This is a genomic window from Streptomyces sp. NPDC102441, assembly GCF_044765585.1.
Taxonomy (GTDB): domain Bacteria; phylum Actinomycetota; class Actinomycetes; order Streptomycetales; family Streptomycetaceae; genus Streptomyces.
This window is the reverse complement of the sequence record NZ_JBIWKH010000004.1, coordinates 133,938-153,886: the sequence shown is the minus strand read 5'-3', so window position 1 is coordinate 153,886 and position 19,949 is coordinate 133,938. Positions and strand designations below refer to the sequence as shown.

At 70.6% G+C, this 19,949-nt stretch carries 20 protein-coding genes and 2 pseudogenes; 12 read left to right on the top strand and 10 right to left on the bottom strand.

Going from position 1 to position 19,949, the window contains the following annotated elements; genetic code table 11:
* Nucleotides 1-5 precede the first annotated feature (5 nt).
* Nucleotides 6-1,034 carry an aldo/keto reductase gene (locus ACIREO_RS09390; protein WP_404106918.1) on the bottom strand — a complete coding sequence of 343 codons (1,029 nt, stop codon included), beginning with the start codon at nt 1,032-1,034 and terminating at the stop codon, nt 6-8.
* Nucleotides 1,035-1,147: 113 nt separating this feature from the next.
* On the opposite strand from ACIREO_RS09390, the gene ACIREO_RS09385 reads away from it, so the two are divergent.
* A complete protein-coding gene (locus ACIREO_RS09385) occupies nt 1,148-1,759 on the top strand; it encodes a TetR/AcrR family transcriptional regulator (RefSeq protein ID WP_404106916.1) in 612 nt (203 codons plus the stop codon).
* A gap of 93 nt (nt 1,760-1,852) precedes the next feature.
* Here ACIREO_RS09385 and ACIREO_RS09380 read toward each other — a convergent pair whose 3' ends face one another.
* Nucleotides 1,853-2,446, bottom strand: coding sequence for a TetR/AcrR family transcriptional regulator (locus ACIREO_RS09380; protein WP_404106914.1), 594 nt, complete (start codon nt 2,444-2,446; stop codon nt 1,853-1,855).
* Between the two features lie 104 nt (nt 2,447-2,550).
* Here ACIREO_RS09380 and ACIREO_RS09375 point away from each other — a divergent pair, with 104 nt between their 5' ends.
* Nucleotides 2,551-4,080, top strand: coding sequence for a carboxylesterase/lipase family protein (locus ACIREO_RS09375; RefSeq protein ID WP_404106912.1), 1,530 nt, complete (start codon nt 2,551-2,553; stop codon nt 4,078-4,080).
* Between the two features lie 12 nt (nt 4,081-4,092).
* A pseudogene (locus tag ACIREO_RS09370) lies at nt 4,093-4,266 on the top strand (zinc-binding dehydrogenase); the annotation flags it as partial.
* Between the two features lie 14 nt (nt 4,267-4,280).
* On the opposite strand, the gene ACIREO_RS09365 reads toward ACIREO_RS09370, so the two are convergent.
* Complete coding sequence (locus ACIREO_RS09365) at nt 4,281-5,621, bottom strand: FtsX-like permease family protein (protein ID WP_404106910.1); 1,341 nt, start codon at nt 5,619-5,621, stop codon at nt 4,281-4,283.
* A gap of 3 nt (nt 5,622-5,624) precedes the next feature.
* Nucleotides 5,625-6,428, bottom strand: coding sequence for an ABC transporter ATP-binding protein (locus ACIREO_RS09360; protein ID WP_404106909.1), 804 nt, complete (start codon nt 6,426-6,428; stop codon nt 5,625-5,627).
* A 194-nt stretch (nt 6,429-6,622) separates the two neighbouring features.
* On the opposite strand from ACIREO_RS09360, the gene ACIREO_RS09355 reads away from it, so the two are divergent.
* A complete protein-coding gene (locus ACIREO_RS09355; RefSeq protein WP_404106907.1) occupies nt 6,623-6,901 on the top strand; it encodes a metal-sensitive transcriptional regulator in 279 nt (92 codons plus the stop codon).
* A gap of 9 nt (nt 6,902-6,910) precedes the next feature.
* Here the strand turns inward: ACIREO_RS09355 and ACIREO_RS09350 are convergent, their stop codons facing one another.
* Complete coding sequence (locus ACIREO_RS09350; RefSeq protein WP_404106906.1) at nt 6,911-7,405, bottom strand: hypothetical protein; 495 nt, start codon at nt 7,403-7,405, stop codon at nt 6,911-6,913.
* 284 nt (nt 7,406-7,689) lie between these two features.
* Between ACIREO_RS09350 and ACIREO_RS09345 the strand changes: the two genes are divergently transcribed.
* The 4 genes and pseudogenes from ACIREO_RS09345 (at nt 7,690) to ACIREO_RS09330 (ending at nt 10,808) form a co-directional block, all read left to right on the top strand.
* Entirely contained in the window at nt 7,690-8,271 is a 582-nt protein-coding gene (locus tag ACIREO_RS09345; RefSeq protein WP_404106905.1) for a hypothetical protein, read from the top strand.
* Between the two features lie 100 nt (nt 8,272-8,371).
* Nucleotides 8,372-9,202, top strand: coding sequence for an ammonia-dependent NAD(+) synthetase (nadE, locus tag ACIREO_RS09340; RefSeq protein WP_404106903.1), 831 nt, complete (start codon nt 8,372-8,374; stop codon nt 9,200-9,202).
* A gap of 223 nt (nt 9,203-9,425) precedes the next feature.
* Nucleotides 9,426-9,767, top strand: a pseudogene (locus ACIREO_RS09335) (prolyl aminopeptidase); the annotation flags it as partial.
* 48 nt (nt 9,768-9,815) lie between these two features.
* Nucleotides 9,816-10,808 (top strand): aldo/keto reductase, encoded by a 993-nt coding sequence (locus ACIREO_RS09330; RefSeq protein ID WP_404106901.1) that lies wholly within the window; start codon nt 9,816-9,818, stop codon nt 10,806-10,808.
* A gap of 139 nt (nt 10,809-10,947) precedes the next feature.
* On the opposite strand, the gene thpR is transcribed toward ACIREO_RS09330, so the two are convergent.
* Nucleotides 10,948-11,520 carry an RNA 2',3'-cyclic phosphodiesterase gene (gene thpR / locus ACIREO_RS09325; RefSeq protein WP_404106899.1) on the bottom strand — a complete coding sequence of 191 codons (573 nt, stop codon included), beginning with the start codon at nt 11,518-11,520 and terminating at the stop codon, nt 10,948-10,950.
* A 99-nt stretch (nt 11,521-11,619) separates the two neighbouring features.
* Here thpR and ACIREO_RS09320 point away from each other — a divergent pair, with 99 nt between their 5' ends.
* A complete protein-coding gene (locus ACIREO_RS09320; RefSeq protein ID WP_404106898.1) occupies nt 11,620-12,201 on the top strand; it encodes a Uma2 family endonuclease in 582 nt (193 codons plus the stop codon).
* A 58-nt stretch (nt 12,202-12,259) separates the two neighbouring features.
* Here ACIREO_RS09320 and ACIREO_RS09315 read toward each other — a convergent pair whose 3' ends face one another.
* Nucleotides 12,260-13,594 carry an MFS transporter gene (locus tag ACIREO_RS09315; protein WP_404106896.1) on the bottom strand — a complete coding sequence of 445 codons (1,335 nt, stop codon included), beginning with the start codon at nt 13,592-13,594 and terminating at the stop codon, nt 12,260-12,262.
* A gap of 95 nt (nt 13,595-13,689) precedes the next feature.
* Nucleotides 13,690-14,130, bottom strand: a complete 441-nt coding sequence (locus tag ACIREO_RS09310; RefSeq protein WP_404106895.1) for a MarR family winged helix-turn-helix transcriptional regulator — start codon at nt 14,128-14,130, stop codon at nt 13,690-13,692.
* Between the two features lie 134 nt (nt 14,131-14,264).
* On the opposite strand from ACIREO_RS09310, the gene ACIREO_RS09305 reads away from it, so the two are divergent.
* Nucleotides 14,265-14,480 (top strand): hypothetical protein, encoded by a 216-nt coding sequence (locus ACIREO_RS09305; protein ID WP_404106893.1) that lies wholly within the window; start codon nt 14,265-14,267, stop codon nt 14,478-14,480.
* A 37-nt stretch (nt 14,481-14,517) separates the two neighbouring features.
* On the opposite strand, the gene ACIREO_RS09300 is transcribed toward ACIREO_RS09305, so the two are convergent.
* Nucleotides 14,518-15,969, bottom strand: a complete 1,452-nt coding sequence (locus ACIREO_RS09300) for an NCS2 family permease (RefSeq protein ID WP_404106891.1) — start codon at nt 15,967-15,969, stop codon at nt 14,518-14,520.
* A 186-nt stretch (nt 15,970-16,155) separates the two neighbouring features.
* On the opposite strand from ACIREO_RS09300, the gene ACIREO_RS09295 reads away from it, so the two are divergent.
* Nucleotides 16,156-16,455, top strand: coding sequence for a DUF2530 domain-containing protein (locus tag ACIREO_RS09295; protein ID WP_404106890.1), 300 nt, complete (start codon nt 16,156-16,158; stop codon nt 16,453-16,455).
* 92 nt (nt 16,456-16,547) lie between these two features.
* Nucleotides 16,548-18,956 (top strand): HAD-IC family P-type ATPase, encoded by a 2,409-nt coding sequence (locus ACIREO_RS09290; RefSeq protein ID WP_404106889.1) that lies wholly within the window; start codon nt 16,548-16,550, stop codon nt 18,954-18,956.
* Here ACIREO_RS09290 and ACIREO_RS09285 read toward each other — a convergent pair whose 3' ends face one another.
* Nucleotides 18,957-19,808 carry a DUF5707 domain-containing protein gene (locus ACIREO_RS09285; RefSeq protein WP_404106887.1) on the bottom strand — a complete coding sequence of 284 codons (852 nt, stop codon included), beginning with the start codon at nt 19,806-19,808 and terminating at the stop codon, nt 18,957-18,959.
* Nucleotides 19,809-19,949 lie beyond the last annotated feature (141 nt).

Sequence of the window (19,949 nt, the reverse complement as noted above, 5' to 3'; positions counted from 1 at the left end):
GCCGGTCAGGCGGCGGAGCGCTCGTCCGACAGGCGGCGGCGCAGGCCGGCCTGCTGGATGGCCGGGGGGTCGTAATCCATGTCGAGCCGCCCGATGTCGGTGCCGGGAGGCACGATGGCGTCGATCCGGTCGAGGACCCCGTCGTCCAGCGTGGTCTCCGCACCCGCGAGGAGGTCGTCGAGGTGCTCCATGGTGCGCGGGCCGATGATCGCGGAGGTGACGGCCGGGTGGGCGATCGCGAAGGCCGTCGCCAGGTGCGTCAGCGACATCCCGGCGTCCTGGGCGACGGGGATCAGCTGCTCGACCACGTCGAGCCGGCGCTCGTCGCTCATGTGCTTGAAGCCGTAGGCCGCCCGGTGCGTGTCGGCCACCTGCCCCTTGCGGTAGCGGCCGGTGAGCATGCCGCCCGCGAGAGGGCTCCAGACCAGGGCGCCCATGCCGTACCGCTCACAGGCGGGCAGCACCTCGCGCTCGATCCCCCGGTTGAGGATCGAGTACGGCGGCTGCTCCGTACGGAACCGCTCCAGTCCCCGCCGCTCGGACACCCACTGCGCCTCGACGATGTCCGAGGCGGGGAACGTGGAGGACCCGATGCTCCGGACCTTCCCGGCGCGCACGAGGTCGGTCAGCGCGGAGAGCGTCTCCTCCACGTCGGTGTCCGGATCGGGCCGGTGGACCTGGAACAGATCGACGTGGTCGGTGCCCAGGCGGCGCAGGGAGTCCTCCAGGGCACGGACCAGCCAACGCCGCGAGTTCCCCCGCCGGTTGGGGTCTTCCCCCATCGGGAGATAAGCCTTGGTCGCCAGCACGACCTCGTCCCTGCGGCCCTTGAGCGCCCTCCCGACGATCTCCTCGGACTCACCGTTCGAGTAGGCGTCGGCGGTGTCGACGAAGTTGATGCCCCCGTCGAGCGCCTTGTGGATGATCCGGACGGAGTCGTCGTGATCGGGGTTCCCCGCGACTCCGAACATCATCGCGCCCAGGCAGTACGGGCTGACCTTGATGCCGGTCCGGCCCAGTGTGCGGTACTTCATGAGGAGCTCCTCATCCCTTGGCCGACGCCCGGCCCGGGCGTTAGGCTACGTAAACGGAACAACGTTCAGCACCGACAATACGGAACAGTGTTCCGTTTAGCAAGGGGAGCATCGTGCGCGAGGACACGACTCGGGAGGCCGGCGCCGGCGCCGCTGGGGAACAGCCCCCGAAACGGGTGCGCGCCGACGTGCGGCGCAACACCGACGCCCTGCTCTCGGCAGCGGCGGAGGTGTTCCTCACCTCGGGAGTGGACGCGCCCGTACGCCAGATCACCGCGAAGGCGGGCGTGGGGGCGGGCACCCTCTACCGCCACTTCCCGCAGCGCTCCGACCTCATCGCCGCGGTCTTCCGGCACGAGGTCGACGCCTGCGCCGACGCGGCTCCCGCCCTGGCGGCGGAGTACGGACCGGCCGAGGCGCTCACCAGATGGCTCCAGCGCTTCGCGCTCTTCTTCGCCACGAAGCGCGGGCTCAGCGCCGCCCTGCACTCGGGGGACTCGACCTACGACAGCCTGCCGTCCTATTTCGAGCAGCGCTTCATGCCCGTACTCACCACGCTCATCGACGCGGCGGCCGAGGCGGGCGAGATCCGCTCCGACGTCGACCCCGAGGACCTGCTGATCGCCACACGCAATCTGACCCTGCCCGCCACCGAGGACGACAACGACCACACACGGCGAATGATCGCCCTCCTCGTCGACGGGCTCCGCTACGGCGTGAGCTGAGCGGCCTGGCGAACCGGCACTACGCCGGGTTGCTGCGCAGTGTGCGGCGTTCCCGGCGGCTGGAAGCCCTCCGGCGGTTACGGACCGGCTCACTCACGAGAACAGCCTGTCCAGATACCGATCGACAGCGGTGAGCACTTCCCGGGGTTCGACGGCGTCCAGCTCGATGAGGGTGGTGAAGCCGGTGAGGGCGAGAAGCAGACTGGTCTCGATCACCGGGTCCCGATCGGCCCCGAGGTACCCGTCCGCGATCGCGTCGCGGATCAACTGCTCCATGGACGCACGCCCTTGGAGCAGCCCGTCCCGGGCACGTGCGTGGATACCTTCGTCGTGCAGCGCCTCCACGACATAGGCGGCGCTCATCCGGCTGGTCGTGCGGGCGTCGGCGTGCAGGGGGAGCGTCTCCGTGAGCATCAGCCGGAGCACATCGCGGGGATGCGGCCGGTCGCCGAGCGCATCGAGGCCACGGCCGACCCGGGCCGCGGTCTGCGCGGAGGCCGAGTCCATGGCGAAGGACAGCATCTCCCGCCGGGACGCGAAGTAGTGCTGCAGCTGCCCGAGCGAGATGCCCGCCTCCTGCGCGACCTCGCGCATGCTCAGGTCCAGGACACCGCGCTGCTCCACCACCCGCCACAGCGCCCGGGCGATCGCCTCCCGCCGTTCCTGGTGATCCACCTGCCTGGGCACCCCGCCACCCCCCTCCTCTCGTTCCAATACGGTTGACATAATACATCTGACCGATAACCCTGGAAGCCTGCCGTCCGCCTGCCGCGCCTGCCGAGGGGAAAGCCATGAGCATGCCTGATCAGCCACGGATACGCACCACGGAGGGCATGGTCGAGGGCCGCCGCCGGCGGGGCCACGCGGTCTTCCGGGGCATCCCTTACGCCCAACCGCCCGTGGGCGCGCTCCGGTTCGCCGCACCCGCCGAGCCCCGCCCCTGGGAAGGGACACGGCAGGCAGCGGAGTTCGGCCCTGCGGCACCACAGTCCGGGCCGGTTCACACGGACTCGGCCGGGGCCGGGGGCGAGGCCACGGACTGGCTGACGCTCAACGTCTGCACCCCGGACCCGGGAGCGGCGGGGCTGCCGGTGCTCGTATGGATCCCCGGCGGCGGCTACATGGCGGGGGCGTCGAGCGACCCGACGTACGACCCGTCGGCACTGGCCGACGCCGGGCTCGTCGTCGTGAGCATCAACTACCGGGTGGGAGCGGAGGGCTTCGCCCTCCTCGACGGCGCCCCGCCCAACCGTGGGCTCCTCGACCAGATCGCGGCGCTGCAGTGGGTGCGGCCGAACATCGCCGCCTTCGGCGGAGACCCGGGCCTGGTCACCGTGGCCGGGCAGTCCGCCGGGGCGGGGTCGATCGCGGCCCTGCTGACCATGACGCCGGTACGCGGCCTGTTCCGCCGGGCGGTCACCCACTCCGTGCCCGGCTTCCACTGCACCCCCGCACTGGCGGAACAGGTCTCCGCGGTGCTCGCGGAGAGGCTCGGCAAGGCCCCCACCGCCGAGTCCCTCGCCGAGGTCACCCCCCGCCGCCTGGCCGAGGAGGTCACCTCCCTCTGCGCCGACCTCCCCCAGCACCAGCGGCAGTGGGGGCGGCTCACCGCGCTCGGGATCGCCGTGTGCCCCGTGATCGACGGCGAAATCCTCACCGAAACGCCCTGGACCGCTTTGACCAGCGGCAACGCGAGCGGGATCGAACTCCTCGTCGGCCATACCCGCGACGAGTTCCGGCTGTTCAGCGTCATGGGCGGACGGCGGGGCACGTTCACCGAAGAGGACGCCCGCACCGCACTTGACCTGTTCGCCCCGCCACCGGACGGGCCGGACGCCTACCGGGCCGCCGACCCGCAGGCCACCCCGGAGGACCTGCTCGAAACGGTGTACTCCGACAGCACCTTCCGGATGCCGTCGCTCCTGCTCGCCGAGGCGAACGCCGCAGCAGGCGGCAGCTCGTTCCTGTTCGAACTGCGGCTGACGTCCCCGGCCCTCGGAGGGGCCCTGGGCGCCTGCCACAGCCTCGACGTACCCCTGGCGTTCGGCACGCTGGACAGCCCCACCGGCAAGCAGATCCTGGGCGACCGGCCTGACCCCGAGGCCGTAGCGGTGTCGCGCGAACTCCAGCAGGCCTGGGCCCGGTTCGCCACCGTGGGAACCCCCGGATGGCCCGCCTACACCGCCGCCGGGCAGCTCACCCGCATCCTGGCGGCCGAACCGAGGACGGCGCCGTACCCGGAGCAGGCCTCCCGCCGCATTTGGAAGGACCGGCCCCCCACCCCCTTCGACCTGACCTCCGCGGGGCCATTGGGAAGTTGAGGACAGCCAAATCGCCACTTATGGGATGCCCCTCCCAACGGCGAGGTCGCGATCGCCCGCCTTGCGGCCGACGGCCGGCTCCGAGCCGAGGTCGCCGGCTCGTTCGAACTGGCGGACGCGGCGAAGGCACACGAACTCGGCGGCACGGGCCGCACCGCGGGCAAACTGGTGCTGACAGTGCGGTGACGGCCCGTACCGGCTCACGCGGCCGCGGTGACCGCGTCGATCGCCGGCGTGCGGAGCGTCCTGCGGGCGGTCCCGAGGCTCGTGCCGAGGGTGACCACGGCGGCGATGGCCATGATGGCCAGCCAGGTGCCCGGCCCCTGGTCCGGGAGGACCTGGTCGGTGCGGACCATCGTGAAGGGGATAATCCCCGCGATTCCCGCGACGGTGCCCAGGACCAGACCGGTCAGGGTGAGGAGCACCGCCTCCCAGCCGACCACGCCCAGGACCTGGCCGGGTGTCGCTCCCGCGAGGCGCTGCTGGCCGAACTCGCGGCTGCGGTAGGAGGTGGCGGCGTACAGGCTGTTGACGAGCATGATGCAGGAGAAGACGACGATGATGCCGACGACGACCAGGTTGAGGGTCTCCAGGTTCTTGTCGTCGACCGTCTTGTCCAGGCCCGACCTGGAGACCCAGTCGCTCTCGACGCCCTGGATGTAGAGGGTGGCGGTGGCCATGCCGGTGAAGATGATCATCGGCATGAGCACTCCGGCCAGTTCCGCGCCTCGTCGGCGCAGATTGCGGGTGCTCACGTAACCGCCCGCGCCGCCCAGGGCGGCCAGGGGGCCTCGTAGCAGTCCCAGAAGCCGGCCGAGCAGGGACGGGGCGAGGACGGCGAAGCCGACGGAGAGCAGGATGGCCCCGTAGGCGGGGAACGCCATCAGCATCTCCTCGGTGCTGTCGACGGCGTACGTGGTCAGGATCCCCCCGGTCCCGGCCACCAGCGCGGCGCAGCCCGCCAGGGTGCGGCCCCGGCCGCGGGACGGGCCGCGGGCTCCGGCGGCGGCCTTGGTGGCGCGGCGTACGGCGAGGAACGCGGCGCCGACGGAGGCGAGGAACGCGATACCGAAGCCCGAGCCGACGGCCATCGCGCCGAAGGCCGGATCCACGTTCGCGGCGACCTGGCCGCTGTCCTTGAACAGGTCGAGCAGGATCCTGCCGCCGAGCACGGCGGGTCCGACGGCGAGCGCCGCGCCGACGAGTGCCACGACGGCGGACTCCCCGACGACCATGCGCGTGATCTGGGCGGGAGTTGCCCCGGTGCAGCGCAGCAGATGGATCTCCTCGGCGCGCTGGCGGACGCTGACGGTGAGGGTGGAGGCAATGGCGAAGAAGACGAGGAGGGAACCGTATCCGCCGACGACGCTCGCGGAGATGGTCATGGACTCCGAGCTGACCTTGTCGACTCCGGGGCCCGCCGCCGTGTCGTGGAGGGAACTGAACGTCATGATGATCACGGCACCGAGGAACGCCGAGAGCAGCGTCGCGAGAAAGCGCCCCGGGCGTTTGCGGACCGAACGCATGGCGAGGAACAGCACGGCTCACACCTCCATCAGGGGGTCGTTGTCCGCGTGCCGTCCGGCCTCGCGGTCCCCGAGGTGGGTCATGCGTTCGGCGACGGTCTCGGCGGTGGGCGCGGAGAGGTGCCCCGCCAGCCGCCCGTCCGCGAGGAAGAGCACCGAGTCGGCGTAGGAGGCGGCGACCGGGTCGTGGGTGACGAGCACGACGGTGCTGCCGTGCAGGCGGACGGTCTCCCTCAGCAGGGTCAGCACGTCGCGTGCGCTGCGCGTGTCCAGCGCGCCGGTCGGCTCGTCGGCGAAGATCACGGCGGGGCGGGTGACCAGGGCGCGGGCGATCGCGACGCGCTGGCGCTGGCCGCCGGAGAGTTCGTCGGGGAGGTGGCCCAGGCGGTCGCCGAGCCCGACCTGGGTGAGGACCGCGCGGATGCTCTCCCGGTCCGTCTTCCGGCCGGCGAGCCGGAGCGGCAGCGCGGTGTTCTCCTCGACGGTCAGGGTGGGGAGCAGGTTGTACTGCTGGAAGACGAAGCCGATCCGGTCCCGCCGGAACCTCGTGAGCGCCGCCTCGCCGCCGCCGCTCATCTCCTCACCGTCCACGAGGATCTGCCCCCGGTCGGGGCGGTCCAGGCCGGCCGCGCACTGGAGCAGCGTGGACTTCCCGGAACCCGAGGGGCCCATGACCGCGGTGAAGCTCCCGCGCGACAGGCTCAGCGTCACCCCGTCCAGGGCGGTCACCGCGCTGTCCCCTGTTCCGTACACCTTGCTCACGGAAACCAGCCGCAGGGCCTCGGCGTTCCGGCTCGTGGGCTGTCGTCTGCGATCGGCCATGGCCATCACCCTCTGCTCCCCGGACGCACTCTGCGCCACATCCACGACGCTACGGACGGGGGCAGGCGCGCACATTGGGCGTACGCCCCCGAGTCCGGGGTGGCGCTGGGTACACCCACGGCGGAGGCGGGGCCCCGGATACGATACCCCCCTGGGTATACACGTGCGGCTGTGCACCGAACGCGGGAGGAACCATGCAGCTCGACATGGCGGCCGATGAGCTGAAGTCCGTCCTCAACCGGTTGCGCCGGGCCCAGGGCCAGATCGCCGGGGTCATCAGGATGATCGAGGAGGGCAGGGACTGCGAGGAGGTCGTGACACAACTGGCCGCCGCCTCCCGGGCCCTGGACAGGGCGGGGTTCTCCGTCATCGCGGCGGGGCTCGAACAGTGCCTGGCCGACGAGGGGCAGACGCCCGCCGACAAGGACCGGATGCGCGCCCGCCTGGAGAAGCTGTTCCTGTCGCTGGCGTGAGCGCCTCCCTCAGCGCTCCGGGAACGCCTCCCCGCAAGCGCTGCAGAACGCCGGCGCCCGGTCCGCCGACAGCCGCCCGCACTCCGGGCACACCAGGTCGAGCAGGCAGGGCGCCTCGCCGCCCTCGTACGCGGGAGTCCGCACGGCCGGCTTGATCGTGAGTCCCGGGCGCCGGCGGTGCACCGTGAGGTACGTCAGCCCCTCGGGCCCCGCCTCCAGGGCGCGGCGGGAGGTGCGGGGCAGCCAGGTGACCGTGGTCGGGGCGAGCTCCAGGGTGTCGCCGTCGCCCGTACGCAGACTGCCGCCGCCCGCGAGGACGACGAGGAGCACATCCAGGACGTCCTCCTGATGCTCGCCCACCCCGGCGTCCGGCGGCAGACGCACGACGTTGGCGTCCAGCTCCCGGCCCTGTTCGGCCAGGTGCCAGAGGGCACCGCGCTCTCCGGGGGCGGCGGATGCGAGGAGTTCGTCCAGCACGGCCATGACCTGCGGGATGGCGTTCACGCCGCGGCCTCCTCGTCGTATCGCTCACGGACCTCGTGGACCTGGGGCCTCTCGTTTGGACCAGGCCGGGCTCGCGGGGCCTGATCCAAACGAAAGACCCTGGTCGAAGTGGGACTCCGCCCAGCCTTTCACGGCGGACAGGAGGTCACTCGGGCGACTGGTCCTCGCACCCCGAAACGGGCGGACCGGGGCGCCGGCCGGACGGAGAGGCTCCGCAAGTGGAGGCCTTCGCCGTCCGGTCCGAATCCGCCGGGCGGGCACCGTGACCGCTGTACTCTCGGCCGATGATCCAGCCGACGCCCCCGACCCCCTCGATCGCGGACGACGAGTGCGTCGCGCTCACCCGGACCCTGCGCCGCCGGGGCGTCGCCGTCCTGTCGGTGTTCGCCCTCGTCTGGGCCTTCGCCGGAGCATCCGGACTTGCGGCCTCCGGTGCGGCCCTGGCCGTCGAGATCATCGCCGTACCGGTCACCGCGGTGGCGTTCTTCCTCGCCTACCGCAAGGGCGCCGCCCCCTCGCCCCGCATGGTGGACCTGCCGGCGAACTGGGCGCGTTCGGTAGGCATCGTCAACGTCGTCGAACTCGCGGCGATCTTCGCGGTGATCGCCGCGTCCAACGCCTCGGGCCACCCCGCGTTCATCCCGCCGGCCATCGCGCTGGTGGTCGGCCTGCACTTCCTTCCGCTGGCGCGCCTCTACGACCAGTGGCAGTACAAGGGGACGGCCGTGCTGCTGAGTGCCGTCGCGGTCCTCGGCTTCGCGCTCATCGCGGCCGGCCTGTCGGACGGGAGCGTGCGCGCCGCGGTGGGCCTGGCCTCCGCGGTGACGCTGTGGGCATCGGCCTACCACGTGGCCGTCAGGGGCTGACGGGTCCCGCGACCGGGCTCCGCCGGCGCGGGGCGGGCGGGCGAGCGGCCTGGGTAGGGTGGACGGAACAGCGCATCGTGAACCGGAACGAGGAACAGACGTGAGCGAGTCGGCGGCCGTCGCCCTGCAGCAGGAGATCGCCCGCGAGCTCGGGGTCGCGGAGACCTTCGACGCCGAGAAGGAGATCGAACGCCGTGTGGCGTTCCTCGCCGAGCGGCTCACCACCACGGGGCTGCGCTCCCTGGTGCTCGGGATCAGCGGCGGCGTCGACTCCACCACAGCGGGCCGGCTGTGCCAGCTCGCCGTGGAGCGGGCCCGGGCCACGGGTCACGAGGCGCGGTTCTACGCGATGCGGCTCCCCTACGGGGTCCAGGCCGACGAACACGACGCCCAGCTCGCGCTCTCCTTCATCAGTGCCGACCAGGTGCTGACCGTGGACATCAAGCCCGCGAGCGATGCCACGCAGGAGTCCCTGCTCACCGGTGACGTGACGTTCCGCGACCCCCACCACCAGGACTTCGTGCTCGGCAACATCAAGGCCCGGCAGCGCATGATCGCCCAGTACGCGGTGGCCGGGGCGCACAGCGGCCTCGTCGTCGGCACGGACCACGCGGCCGAGGCGGTCTCCGGCTTCTTCACCAAGTTCGGGGACGGTGCCGCCGACCTGGTCCCGCTGACCGGGCTGACCAAGCGCCGGGTACGCGCCGTGGCGGAGGCGCTGGGCGCACCGGCCGAGCTGGTCGGGAAGGTGCCGACGGCCGACCTGGAGACGCTCGCCCCGGGCAAGGCCGACGAGCAGGCCCTCGGGGTTACCTACGACGCCATCGACGACTTCCTGGAAGGCAAGCCGGTGGACGAGCAGACCTTCGAGACGATCGTCGGCCGCTACCGCCTCACCGACCACAAGCGCCGGCTGCCCATCGCCCCGTAGACGGGTGACAACCCCGCCTACGACAAGGGGAATTGAGCGGCACGCATCGCGCCCCGGTCCGTATCCTCATCGGCTCCACGATCTTCATGAGCCAGCAGGGGGACGTCGCGTGTCCAGCCCCGGTCCGCCGTGCCCCAGGGTGGGTGACGACGGACGCTTCGCATCGGACACCGACAGCCGGCCCGACACCCCGTTCTCGGTCACCGGATGACCGGGGAACCCGGCGGTGCTGTCCATGGAGGCGCACAGCGGCCCCCCTCCGTACAGCGGGCGGCCAGGCCGTGACCAGCAGGCGCTCGTCCGGATCTGCGCGCACTACTTCTCGCACGCCGCCTGGCTGGAGGAGGGGCAGCTGATCCGCGACGCCGGCCGCCTCGCGGGCATCCCCGGCGTCCTGGTGCACGGCCGCTTCGATCTGGGCAGCCCGCTGATCACCGCCTGGGAACTTGCCGGGGCCTGGCCGGACGCCGAACTGACGGTGATCGACGACGCGGGCCACACCGGCGGCCCGGCGACATCCCGGGCGGTGCTGGCCGCGCTGGACCGCTTCGCACGGCGCGCCTGAGCGGCTCCCCTTGCTTCGAGCGCACTCGAAGGAGTTGGGTTGGCATCCATGAAGTACACGCAGCTCGGACGCACCGGACTCAAGGTCAGCCGCCTCGTACTGGGGACGATGAACTTCGGCCCCCAGACCAACGAGAGCGACAGCCACGCGCTCATGGACGCCGCACTGGAGGCGGGCGTCAACTTCTTCGACACGGCGAACGTCTACGGCTTCGGCGAGAACAAGGGCCGCACCGAGGAGATCCTCGGCACCTGGTTCGCGCAGGGCGGCGAACGCCGCGACAAGGTGGTCCTCGCCACCAAGGTCTACGGCAACATGGCCGACGGCGAGGCGTGGCCCAACCACGACAAGCTGTCCGCCCTCAACATCCGCCGCTCCGTCGACGCCAGCCTCAGGCGGCTGCAGACGGACCACATCGACCTGTACCAGTTCCACCACGTCGACCGGGACACCCCGATCGACGAGATCTGGCAGGCCATCGACGTACTGATCCAGCAGGGCAAGATCCTCTACGCGGGCTCGTCCAACTTCTCGGGCTACAAGATCGCCCAGGCCAACGAGCGGGCCCGGCAGCGGGGCAGCTACGGGCTGGTCAGCGAGCAGTGCATCTACAACCTGATGGAGCGCGGCGCCGAGATGGAGGTCATCCCGGCCGCCCAGGAGTACGGCCTCGGGGTCATCCCCTGGTCGCCGCTGCACGGCGGGCTGCTCGGCGGCGCGATCCGCAAGGAGCGCGACGGCGGCGGCGCCCGGTCCACCTCCGGCCGGTCCGGCGAGGCGCTCGCCGACCCGAAGGTGCGGGCGCAGGTCCAGGCGTACGAGGACCTGCTGGAGAAGCACGGTCTGGAGCCCGGCGAGGCCGGCCTGGCCTGGCTGCTCACCCGGCCCGGCGTCACGGGACCGATCTCCGGCCCGCGCACCCGGGAGCAGCTCGACTCGGCGGTGCGCGCGGTGGAGCTGGAGCTGTCGGACGAGGTGCTGTCGGCCCTCGACGCCATCTTCCCCGGTCCGGGCCCGTCGCCGGAGAACTTCGCCTGGTAGCCCGGCATGCGTACGTCCTCGGCGGGCTCAGCCCCCGAGGGCGGACGCTGCCGCGACGGCGATGAACATCAGTACGAGAACGGCGGCCATGATGCGGTTTCTGGTCTTCGGGTCCACCCGACGAGCGTAACCGCCCCGCTCACCGCCCCAGCGGCCAGGCCCGCACCACCTCGTACCGCGGCTGCTCCCCCGGCACCCCGTCCACGGGCGGATTGCTGCGTACGAGACTGAGCTCCCCCACCTCCCAGCGCATGCTCTCGAAGCCCTCGAGCGCCGCCGTGTACGGGGTCAGGTCGGCCTGGTCGCGGCTGCGTGCGAGGGTGAGGTGCGGGGTGTAGCGGCGGTGCTCCTCCATCGGAATCCCGGACTTGCGTGCGGCGGCATGCGCGCGCTGCGCCAGCAGCCGCAGGGTGTCGAGACCGCACGCCGCCCCCGCCCAGAGCGCCCTCCCGTCGAACCGGCCGCCGCCGTGGATCCGGAGCGGGAAGGGCTCGGTCCGGTGCGCGGCCCGCTCCAGCCGGGTGTCCAGCTCGGGCAGCAGCTCCTCGTCGACGTGCCCGAAGAAGGCCAGCGTGTAGTGCCATCCCGCGCGGGCGGTCCAGCGGAGGTTCACGGCCCCGGGGGTCGCGTGCAGCGGGGCTACGGCCCTGGCCAGCTCCTCGGCGGCGGGCTCCGGCGGCAGGACGGCGGCGAAGAGTCTCTGGCTGCTCATGCGGCGAGTGTCCCAGCGTCCCCGCGTGTCCTGCGGTTCGACCCTATCGTTGTACTACGCGGCTGCCCGCGCCGTGCGGCAGCGGGGAGGAGCGGCACGATGACCGTCGTCGACGACAGGATCGAGATGGCCGACACCAGCGACGAGCGCACCCTGGACATGATGTTCGAGTGGCTTGAGCCCACCCCCGAGGGATTCAAGGTCGAGATCGTCGAGGGGAACGTCTTCATGTCGCCGCAACGGGACACACACTGGGACATCATTTTCGACCTCTTGGAGCAACTTCGCGCCGCCTACCCGCGCAAGCGGCTGAAGACGGACGTGCGGATCGACTTTCCGGGCCGTCTGAACGGCTTCGCCTCAGATGTGGTGGCGCTCACCGAGGAGGCCGCCAAGGACGCCAAGGGCCACTGGCGCTACCAGGACATCGAGTTCGTCGTCGAAGTGATCTCCAAGGACACCGCCGCCAACGACTACGGCTCGAAGAAGGCCACGTACGCGACCGCGGGCGTGCCCGTCTACCTCATCGCCGACCCGTACACCGGCACGTGGCACCTGCACACGATCCCCAAGGACGACGAGTACCGCAGCGTGCTGCGCCTCGACTTCGGCACCCCCGTCGACCTCACCGCGACCGTCGTCGGCCTCACCCTGGAGACCTCCGACTTCCCCCGCGACTGAACATGCGGCTGCCCTCCTCCCCGGCCGGGGAGGAGGGCAGCCGCATGTTCAGTCGCTCTCAGGCAGCCGTAGCCAGCTGCTCGCGCGGAACTATTCGCACGTGCGGGCGGCCCGGCCGCAGGTCGACCTTGAGGCGCAGACCGCCGACGCGCGTCAGCATGAAGCCGACACCGACCGCGGCCACCATCGAGATCGCGCCTCCGACCGCCATACCGGTCCGGGCGCCGTAGGTGTCGCTGATCCAGCCGACGATCGGGGCGCCGACCGGCGTCCCCCCCGCGAAGACCATCATGTAGAGGCTCATCACCCGGCCCCGCATCTCGGGGTCCGCCGCCATCTGGACGCTCGTGTTGGCGCTGATGTTGGTCGTCAGCCCGATCATGCCGATCGGGAGGAGCAGCAGCGAGAACAGCCAGACGGACGGCGACAGGGCCGCGGCGACCTCCAGCAGACCGAACAGGGTGCCCGCTGCCACCAGCATCCGCAGCCGCGAGGAGCGGCGACGGGCGGCGAGGAGGGCCCCGGCGAGGGAGCCGGCCGCCATCAGGATGTTGAAGAAGGAGTACATCCCGGCGCCACCGTGGAAGATCTCGTCCGCGAAGGCCGTCAGGAAGATCGGGAAGTTGAACCCGAACGTGCCGACGAAGCCGACCAGGACGATCGGCCAGATCAGCTCGGGCCTGCCGGAGACATAGCGCAGGCCGTCGCGCAGCTGGCCCTTGGCGCGCTTGACCGTGACGGACGCGTGGAGCTCGCTCGTACGCATCATCATCAGGCCGACGAGCGGGGCGATGAAGGACAGCCCGTTGAACATGAACGCCCAGCCGCTGCCGACCGTCGTGATCAGGACACCCGCGACGGCGGGGCCGATGAGCCGGGCGGACTGGAAGTTCGCCGAGTTCAGGCTGACGGCGTTGCGCAGCTGCGCGGGGCCGACCATCTCGGAGACGAACGTCTGGCGCGCCGGGTTGTCGACGACGGTCACCATGCCGAGCAGGAACGCGATCAGGTAGACGTGCCAGACCTCGACGACGCCGGAGAGGGTCAGGACGGCGAGCGCGACGCCGCACAGACCGAGCGCCGCCTGGCTGATGAGCAGCAGACGCCGCTTCGGGAGCCGGTCGGCGATGACGCCGCCGTACAGGCCGAAGAGCAGCATCGGGAGGAACTGGAGGGCCGTGGTGATGCCGACGGCGGCGGCGGACCCGGTGAGGCTCAGGACGAGCCAGTCCTGCGTGATGCGGGACATCCAGGTACCGGTGTTGGAGATCACGGCGCCCGTGGCGAACAGGCGGTAGTTACGGATCTTCAGCGACGAGAAGGTCCCGCCGGTCTTGCTCTCGTGGGTGGAAGTCGGTGCGGGGGCGGAGTCTGCTCCGGATCCCGTACTCAAAAGAGTTCGCCTCCTCGGACGTATACGGCGTTCTTACTGACGGGGACGTGACTGCGGGCGCTGCGGACCGGATGGTCCGACGGCGCCCGTCGGGGTCACAGGTGGGCGAGCTTCTCCAGCACGGGCGCGGCGGCCCGCAGCGTCTCCCACTCCTCCTCGTCCAGGCCCTCGGCGAGGTTGGCCAGCCAGGCGTTCCGCTTGTCGCGGCTCTCGGCGAGCATGGCTTCCGCCTGCTCGGTCCGGCTGACCATCTTCTGACGACGGTCATCAGGGTGCGGTTCCAGTCTGACCAGGCCCTTCGCTTCCAGCAGCGCGACGATGCGGGTCATCGACGGGGGCTGCACATGCTCCTTGCGGGCCAGCTCACCGGGGGTGGCGGAACCGCAACGGGCGAGTGTGCCGAGCACCGACATCTCGGTCGGGCTCAGTGACTCGTCGACGCGCTGGTGCTTCAGGCGCCGGCCCAGCAGCATCACGGCTGAGCGGAGGGAGCTCACGGCGGCGGCACTGTCACCGTCGTGGATCAGGTCAGGCATGTTCCTTAGCGTAACTCATTAGCTATGCTAAATACCAGCCGGTGGTATACGCGCGAGAAACTGATCACCCGAACGAGTGAGTCTGAGGCGGAAAGAGGCGCGAAAGGGCCATGTGTGCCGCGACCCTGCTTGGCATGGGATCGACAGTGCTCAGCCTGCGCATAGACGGTGAGCTGCTCGACCGGCTCCGACGGCACGCCGCGAGACGTGGAATGAGCGTCCAGGACTACGTGGTCCAGACGCTCGTCCGCGACGATTTCGACGAGCGTTTCCACGCGGCCGTCGACGAGACGGAGAAGTTCTACGGGGCGGAGCCCCGTCACGCGGACCCGGCCGACCGGGTCACATGACGGGGCTCCGCCCCACAGGGGTGCGGGCGGTACGCGCCTACGTGAGGCCGAGCGCCGGCATCGCGTAGTAGAAGACGAAGACCGCGGACACCACGTACATCGCCACCGGGACCTCCCGGCCGCGGCCCGCCGCCAGGCGCATCGCGCTGAAGGCGATGCAGCCGATGCCGATGCCGTTGGTGATCGAGTACGTGAGCGGCATCATCAGCATGGCCATGAAGGCCGGGATGGCGAGCGTGAAGTCGCTCCAGTCGACGTCCCGCACATTGCCCGCGAGGATCATGAACCCGACCGCGATCAGCGCCGGAGTCGCCGCCTGCGAGGGGACCATCGTCGCCAGCGGCGTCAGGAGCAGCGCCACCGAGAAGAGCAGTCCGCTCACCACGCTCGCCAGCCCCGTACGGGCGCCCTCGCCGACGCCCGCCGTGGACTCCACGAAGCAGGTCGACGCGGAGGAGGAGCTCGCACCGCCCGCGGCGACGGCGACACCGTCGACGAGCAGCACCCTGTTGATGCCCGGGAAATGACCGTCCTTGTCCATCAGCTTCGCCTCGTCGCCGACGCCGAGGATGGTGCCCATCGCGTCGAAGAAGCAGGACAGCAGCACGGTGAACACGAAGAGGACGCCGGTCAGGAGACCGACCTTCCCGAAGCCGCCGAACAGGCTGACCTCACCGATCAGGCCGAAGTCCGGGGACGAGACGGGATTACCCGGCCACTCCGGGACCGTCAGCCCCCAGGCGCCCTCCGGGAGGCCGACAGCCGCCTGGATGACCAGCGCGACGACCGTCATGACGACGATGGAGAGCAGGATGGCGCCCGGCACCTTGCGGACGATCAGCCCCAGCGTCAGCAGCACGCCCAGGACGAAGACCAGGACCGGCCAGCCGTTGAGGTGGCCGTCGCTGCCGAGCTGCAGCGGCACCGTGGTGTGCGCGGCGTCCGGGATGCGGGAGACGAAGCCCGAGTCGACCAGGCCGACCAGCAGCACGAACAGGCCGATGCCCATCGCGATGCCCTTGCGGAGCGACCGCGGCACGGCGTTCATCACGCGCTCACGCAGCCCGGTCGCGACCAGCAGCATCACGACGATGCCCGCGAGGACGACCATGCCCATCGCGTCGGCCCAGCTCATCCGGGGGGCGAGCTGGAGCGCCACGACGGTGTTGACGCCGAGACCGGCGGCGAGCGCGATCGGCACGTTGCCGATGACACCCATCAGGAGCGTCGAGAACGCGGCGGCGAGCACGGTGGCCGTGACGAGCTGGCCGCCGTCGAGCTGGTGCCCGTACATGTCCTTCGCGCTGCCGAGGATGATCGGGTTGAGCACGATGATGTACGCCATCGCGAAGAACGTGGCGAAACCACCACGGACCTCGCGCGCGACCGTCGACCCCCGCTCGGAGATCCTGAAGTAACGATCGAGGACACCGTGAGGCTGCTGCGGCATCGGGGGCTGATCGACCGGAGCGGTGGCCGAGGAGGACATGTATGACCTTCAGTCGTGCATCGGGGGGAGGAAACCGGTCAATTTTGGATGTTCACACGAATGAATCGAGTCATCCACAAGCGGATTCAGTATGAATACATAAACGAAAGATCGCTATCTCCGCGCGTAGACCCTTGGGCCGACTGGCCCGCAGAGTCCCTGCCCGCACCGCACTAGACTGACCGCATGGAGAAGTGGACACCGAAGCACGAGGCACCCGAGCCCCTGGAGGGCCCCGTCGTCGCCACCGTCACCGGCGGCACGATCCTCTGGTTCGTCCTCTTCGTCGTGCAGGTCCCCTTCTACGGCTGGTTCGACGACCGGGGTCACGCCTGGTGGATCTGGGCCTGCCTGGCCGGCGCCGGACTGGGCCTGATCGGCATCTGGTACGTCCGGGGGCGGGAGGCCGCGATCCAGCGGGCCGCCGCGCAGTCCGAGGCGGAGGACGCCGGGTCGACGGCGTCCGGCAGCACCGCGAGCTCCTGACGTACGAGCCCGGTACCATCCTGGTCCTCCCCGGGTCCGATCTTCCGGCGCCCGGCGGGTGAACCGTCCCTTCCGCCCGTACGGTCGGAATCATGACGCAGCGGGCACTCGACCCCCACGGTGAGCAGCCGGACCCCGTACCGACCTCCGCTCCGCCCGCACCACCGGGCGGGCTGACCACCGCCGAGGTCGCCGAACGGGTCTCACGGGGCGAGGTCAACGACGTACCCGTCCGTTCGTCCCGCTCACTCACCGAGATCGTCCGCGCGAACGTCCTCACCCGGTTCAACCTGCTCATCGGTGTGCTCTGGGTCATCATGCTGTCGGTCGCGCCGATCCAGGACAGCCTCTTCGGCTTCGTGATCGTCGCCAACACCGGGATCGGCATCGTCCAGGAGTGGCGCGCCAAGAAGACCCTGGACGGTCTCGCGGTGATCGGCGAGGCGAAACCGACCGTGCGGCGCGACGGGACCGCAGCCGAGGTCTCCGTGTCCGAGATCGTGCTCGGCGATCTGATCGAGCTGGGCCCCGGGGACAAGGCCGTCGTCGACGGCACGGTCGCCGAGGCCGACAGCCTGGAGATCGACGAGTCGCTCCTGACCGGCGAGGCCGACCCCGTGGTCAAGCGGCCCGGCGATCCCGTGATGTCCGGCAGCTTCGTCGTCGCAGGCGGAGGGGCGTTCACCGCCACCAAGGTCGGCCGCGAGGCCTACGCCGCCCAGCTCGCCGAGGAGGCGTCCCGCTTCACCCTCGTCCAGTCCGAGCTCCGCAGCGGCATCAGCACGATCCTCAAGTACGTGACCTGGATGATGGTGCCGACGGCGATCGGGCTCATCATCAGCCAGCTGGTCGTCAAGGAGAACGACTTCAAGGAGTCGGTGGCCCGCACGGTCGGCGGCATCGTCCCGATGATCCCCGAGGGCCTGGTCCTGCTCACCTCGGTCGCCTTCGCGATCGGGGTCATCCGGCTCGGCCGCAAGCAGTGCCTCGTGCAGGAGCTGCCCGCCATCGAGGGCCTGGCCCGGGTCGACGTCGTCTGCCTGGACAAGACGGGCACGCTCACCGAGGGCGGCATGGACGTCACCGAGGTCCGCCCGCTGAACGGCTCCGACGAGGAGTACGTACGCCGTGTCCTCGGCGCTCTCGGCGCCTCCGACCCACGGCCCAACGCCAGCCTCCAGGCCATCATCGACGCCTACCCGGACGGCGGGGGCTGGGACGTCCGGCAGGCCATGCCCTTCTCCTCGGCCCGCAAGTACAGCGGGGCCGCCTTCACCGAGGGCGAGGGCGCCGAGTCCGCGTGGCTGCTCGGCGCGCCCGATGTGCTGCTGGCCGCCGACGACCCGGCCCTCGCAGAGACCGGCCACCTCAACGAACAGGGGCTGAGGGTGCTGCTCCTCGCCAGGGTGCCCGGCGAGCTGGACGCCCCGGACGCCGCCTCCGGGGCCGCGCCCACCGCGCTGGTCGTCCTCGAACAGCGGCTGCGGCCCGACGCCGGGGAGACCCTGGCCTACTTCGACGACCAGAACGTCGCCGCGAAGGTCATCTCCGGTGACAACGCCGTCTCGGTCGGCGCGGTCGCCCAGAAGCTGGGAATGCCGGGTGCGGAGCACCCCCTGGACGCCCGCCGGCTGCCCGATGACAGCGACGACATGGCGTCGGAGATCGAACGGAACGCGGTCTTCGGCCGGGTCACCCCGCAGCAGAAGCGGGACATGGTCGCGGCCCTCCAGTCACGCGGGCACACGGTCGCGATGACCGGGGACGGCGTCAACGACGTGCTCGCGCTCAAGGACGCCGACATCGGGGTCTCGATGGGCTCGGGCTCCGAGGCGACCCGCGCGGTGGCGCAGATCGTGCTGCTCGACAACAGCTTCGCGACACTGCCCTCGGTCGTGGCGGAGGGCCGCCGGGTCATCGGCAACATCACCCGGGTCGCCACGCTGTTCCTCACGAAGACCGTCTACTCGGTGCTGCTGGCGATCCTGGTGGTCTGCTTCCAGGTGGAGTACCCGTTCCTGCCGCGCCATCTCACGCTGCTGTCCACGCTGACGATCGGCGTCCCGGCGTTCTTCCTGGCGCTCGCCCCCAACAAGGAGCGGGCCCAGCCGCACTTCGTACGCCGCGTCATGCGGTACGCCGTCCCGTCCGGGATCATCGCGGCGGCGGCCACCTTCGCCACGTATCTGGTCGCCCGGCACGCCTACTCCGGTCCGGGCGCGCTCGACGCGGAGACGAGCGCGGCGACCCTCACCCTGTTCCTGGTCTCCATGTGGGTCCTGGCGATCATCGCCCGCCCCTACACGTGGTGGCGGATCGCCCTGGTGGTGACGATGGGCCTGTGCTTCCTCGTCGTCCTCGCCGTGCCCTGGCTCCAGGACTTCTTCGCGCTGAAGCTGGTGGGGGTGACGATGCCGTGGACCGCGGTGGGCATCGCGGTGGTCGCGGCGGCCGTCCTGGAACTGGCCTGGCGTCTGGTCGGCCGCCGCTTCCGCTCGTGACTACTTGACGTCGACGAAGTCACCCGCGGTCGTGACGGCCGGGGTGGTCGAGGTGCCGGCGAAGCTGTAGCGCCAGTAGCCGTCCACCGAGGCCTTGACCGTGGTCTTCAGCGCACCGGTGCTGTTCGTCTTGATGGTCTTGACGGTGGTGTAGGTGCTGCTGGTCTTCTTGCGGAACTGCAGCTTGACGGACTGCCCGGTGTAGCCCTTGTAGGTGTCGGTTTCCCAGTTGGCGCGCGACAGCTTGCCGGTGACCGTGATGGTCCTGCCCTTCTTGACGGGCTCCGGCGCGGCGTTGACGGTCAGCCTGGAGAGGCGCTGGAGCCTCGCCCTGGCGAAGACGTCGTTCTGGACGACCTGGCCGTCCTTGCTGAGCACCGCGGCGCCGACCTTCCAGCTGGTCGAGTCGGAGTTGATCAGCCAGGCGGGGTCGACGGTGACCGTGAGCGTGCAGGTGGAGGTCGTGGCGTTGGCCGCCTTGCACTTGGCGGCCTCCTCGTTCTGCGAGAAGCCGAAGCTGTCCTCGGACTCCAGGCCGCTGCCGATCCACAGGACCGTGGAGGCGTCGGCGATGCCCGAGTCGTCCGTGGCCGTGATAGCGACGGTGACCTTCTTCGGTGCGGTGGTGCCCACCACGATGGGCTTGCCGCCGTTCACGACAGCCTTGGTGATCTTGAGGTCGCCGTAGGCGGTGACCGCACGGGCGGCCATCCGCCCGTCGGAGTGCTCCGGGGCGGACAGCTCGAAGTCAGGCGTCCAGGTGCGGCCGTCGTCGGCCTGGGCGGCCGGTACGGCGAGGGCGGACAGAGCCAGGGCGCCGGAAACAGCGGCGACGGTGGCACGAATACGCATGTGGTCCCCTGTGGAGCAGGGGGTCCGCCGAGGCGCTGTGCACCCGGCGGACCCCAACTGGTCGGTGAGCCTGATGACTCGACAGACCAGACAACGCTCACCTGTGAACGGTTGTGCAGGGGGAGCGTATTTTCTGTGAAG

Excerpts from the sequence above, each read along its gene's own strand:
- ACIREO_RS09290 (WP_404106889.1), top strand. The coding sequence starts at position 16,548 with ATGACGCAGCGGGCACTCGACCCCCACGGTGAGCAGCCGGACCCCGTA.
- ACIREO_RS09305 (WP_404106893.1), top strand. The coding sequence starts at position 14,265 with ATGGGATCGACAGTGCTCAGCCTGCGCATAGACGGTGAGCTGCTCGAC.
- ACIREO_RS09345 (WP_404106905.1), top strand. The coding sequence starts at position 7,690 with ATGATCCAGCCGACGCCCCCGACCCCCTCGATCGCGGACGACGAGTGC.
- ACIREO_RS09360 (WP_404106909.1), bottom strand. The coding sequence starts at position 6,428 with ATGGCCGATCGCAGACGACAGCCCACGAGCCGGAACGCCGAGGCCCTG.
- ACIREO_RS09375 (WP_404106912.1), top strand. The coding sequence starts at position 2,551 with ATGAGCATGCCTGATCAGCCACGGATACGCACCACGGAGGGCATGGTC.
- ACIREO_RS09330 (WP_404106901.1), top strand. The coding sequence starts at position 9,816 with ATGAAGTACACGCAGCTCGGACGCACCGGACTCAAGGTCAGCCGCCTC.
- ACIREO_RS09295 (WP_404106890.1), top strand. The coding sequence starts at position 16,156 with ATGGAGAAGTGGACACCGAAGCACGAGGCACCCGAGCCCCTGGAGGGC.
- ACIREO_RS09300 (WP_404106891.1), bottom strand. The coding sequence starts at position 15,969 with ATGTCCTCCTCGGCCACCGCTCCGGTCGATCAGCCCCCGATGCCGCAG.
- ACIREO_RS09390 (WP_404106918.1), bottom strand. The coding sequence starts at position 1,034 with ATGAAGTACCGCACACTGGGCCGGACCGGCATCAAGGTCAGCCCGTAC.
- ACIREO_RS09355 (WP_404106907.1), top strand. The coding sequence starts at position 6,623 with ATGCAGCTCGACATGGCGGCCGATGAGCTGAAGTCCGTCCTCAACCGG.
- ACIREO_RS09285 (WP_404106887.1), bottom strand. The coding sequence starts at position 19,808 with ATGCGTATTCGTGCCACCGTCGCCGCTGTTTCCGGCGCCCTGGCTCTG.
- ACIREO_RS09320 (WP_404106898.1), top strand. The coding sequence starts at position 11,620 with ATGACCGTCGTCGACGACAGGATCGAGATGGCCGACACCAGCGACGAG.
- thpR (WP_404106899.1), bottom strand. The coding sequence starts at position 11,520 with ATGAGCAGCCAGAGACTCTTCGCCGCCGTCCTGCCGCCGGAGCCCGCC.
- ACIREO_RS09310 (WP_404106895.1), bottom strand. The coding sequence starts at position 14,130 with ATGCCTGACCTGATCCACGACGGTGACAGTGCCGCCGCCGTGAGCTCC.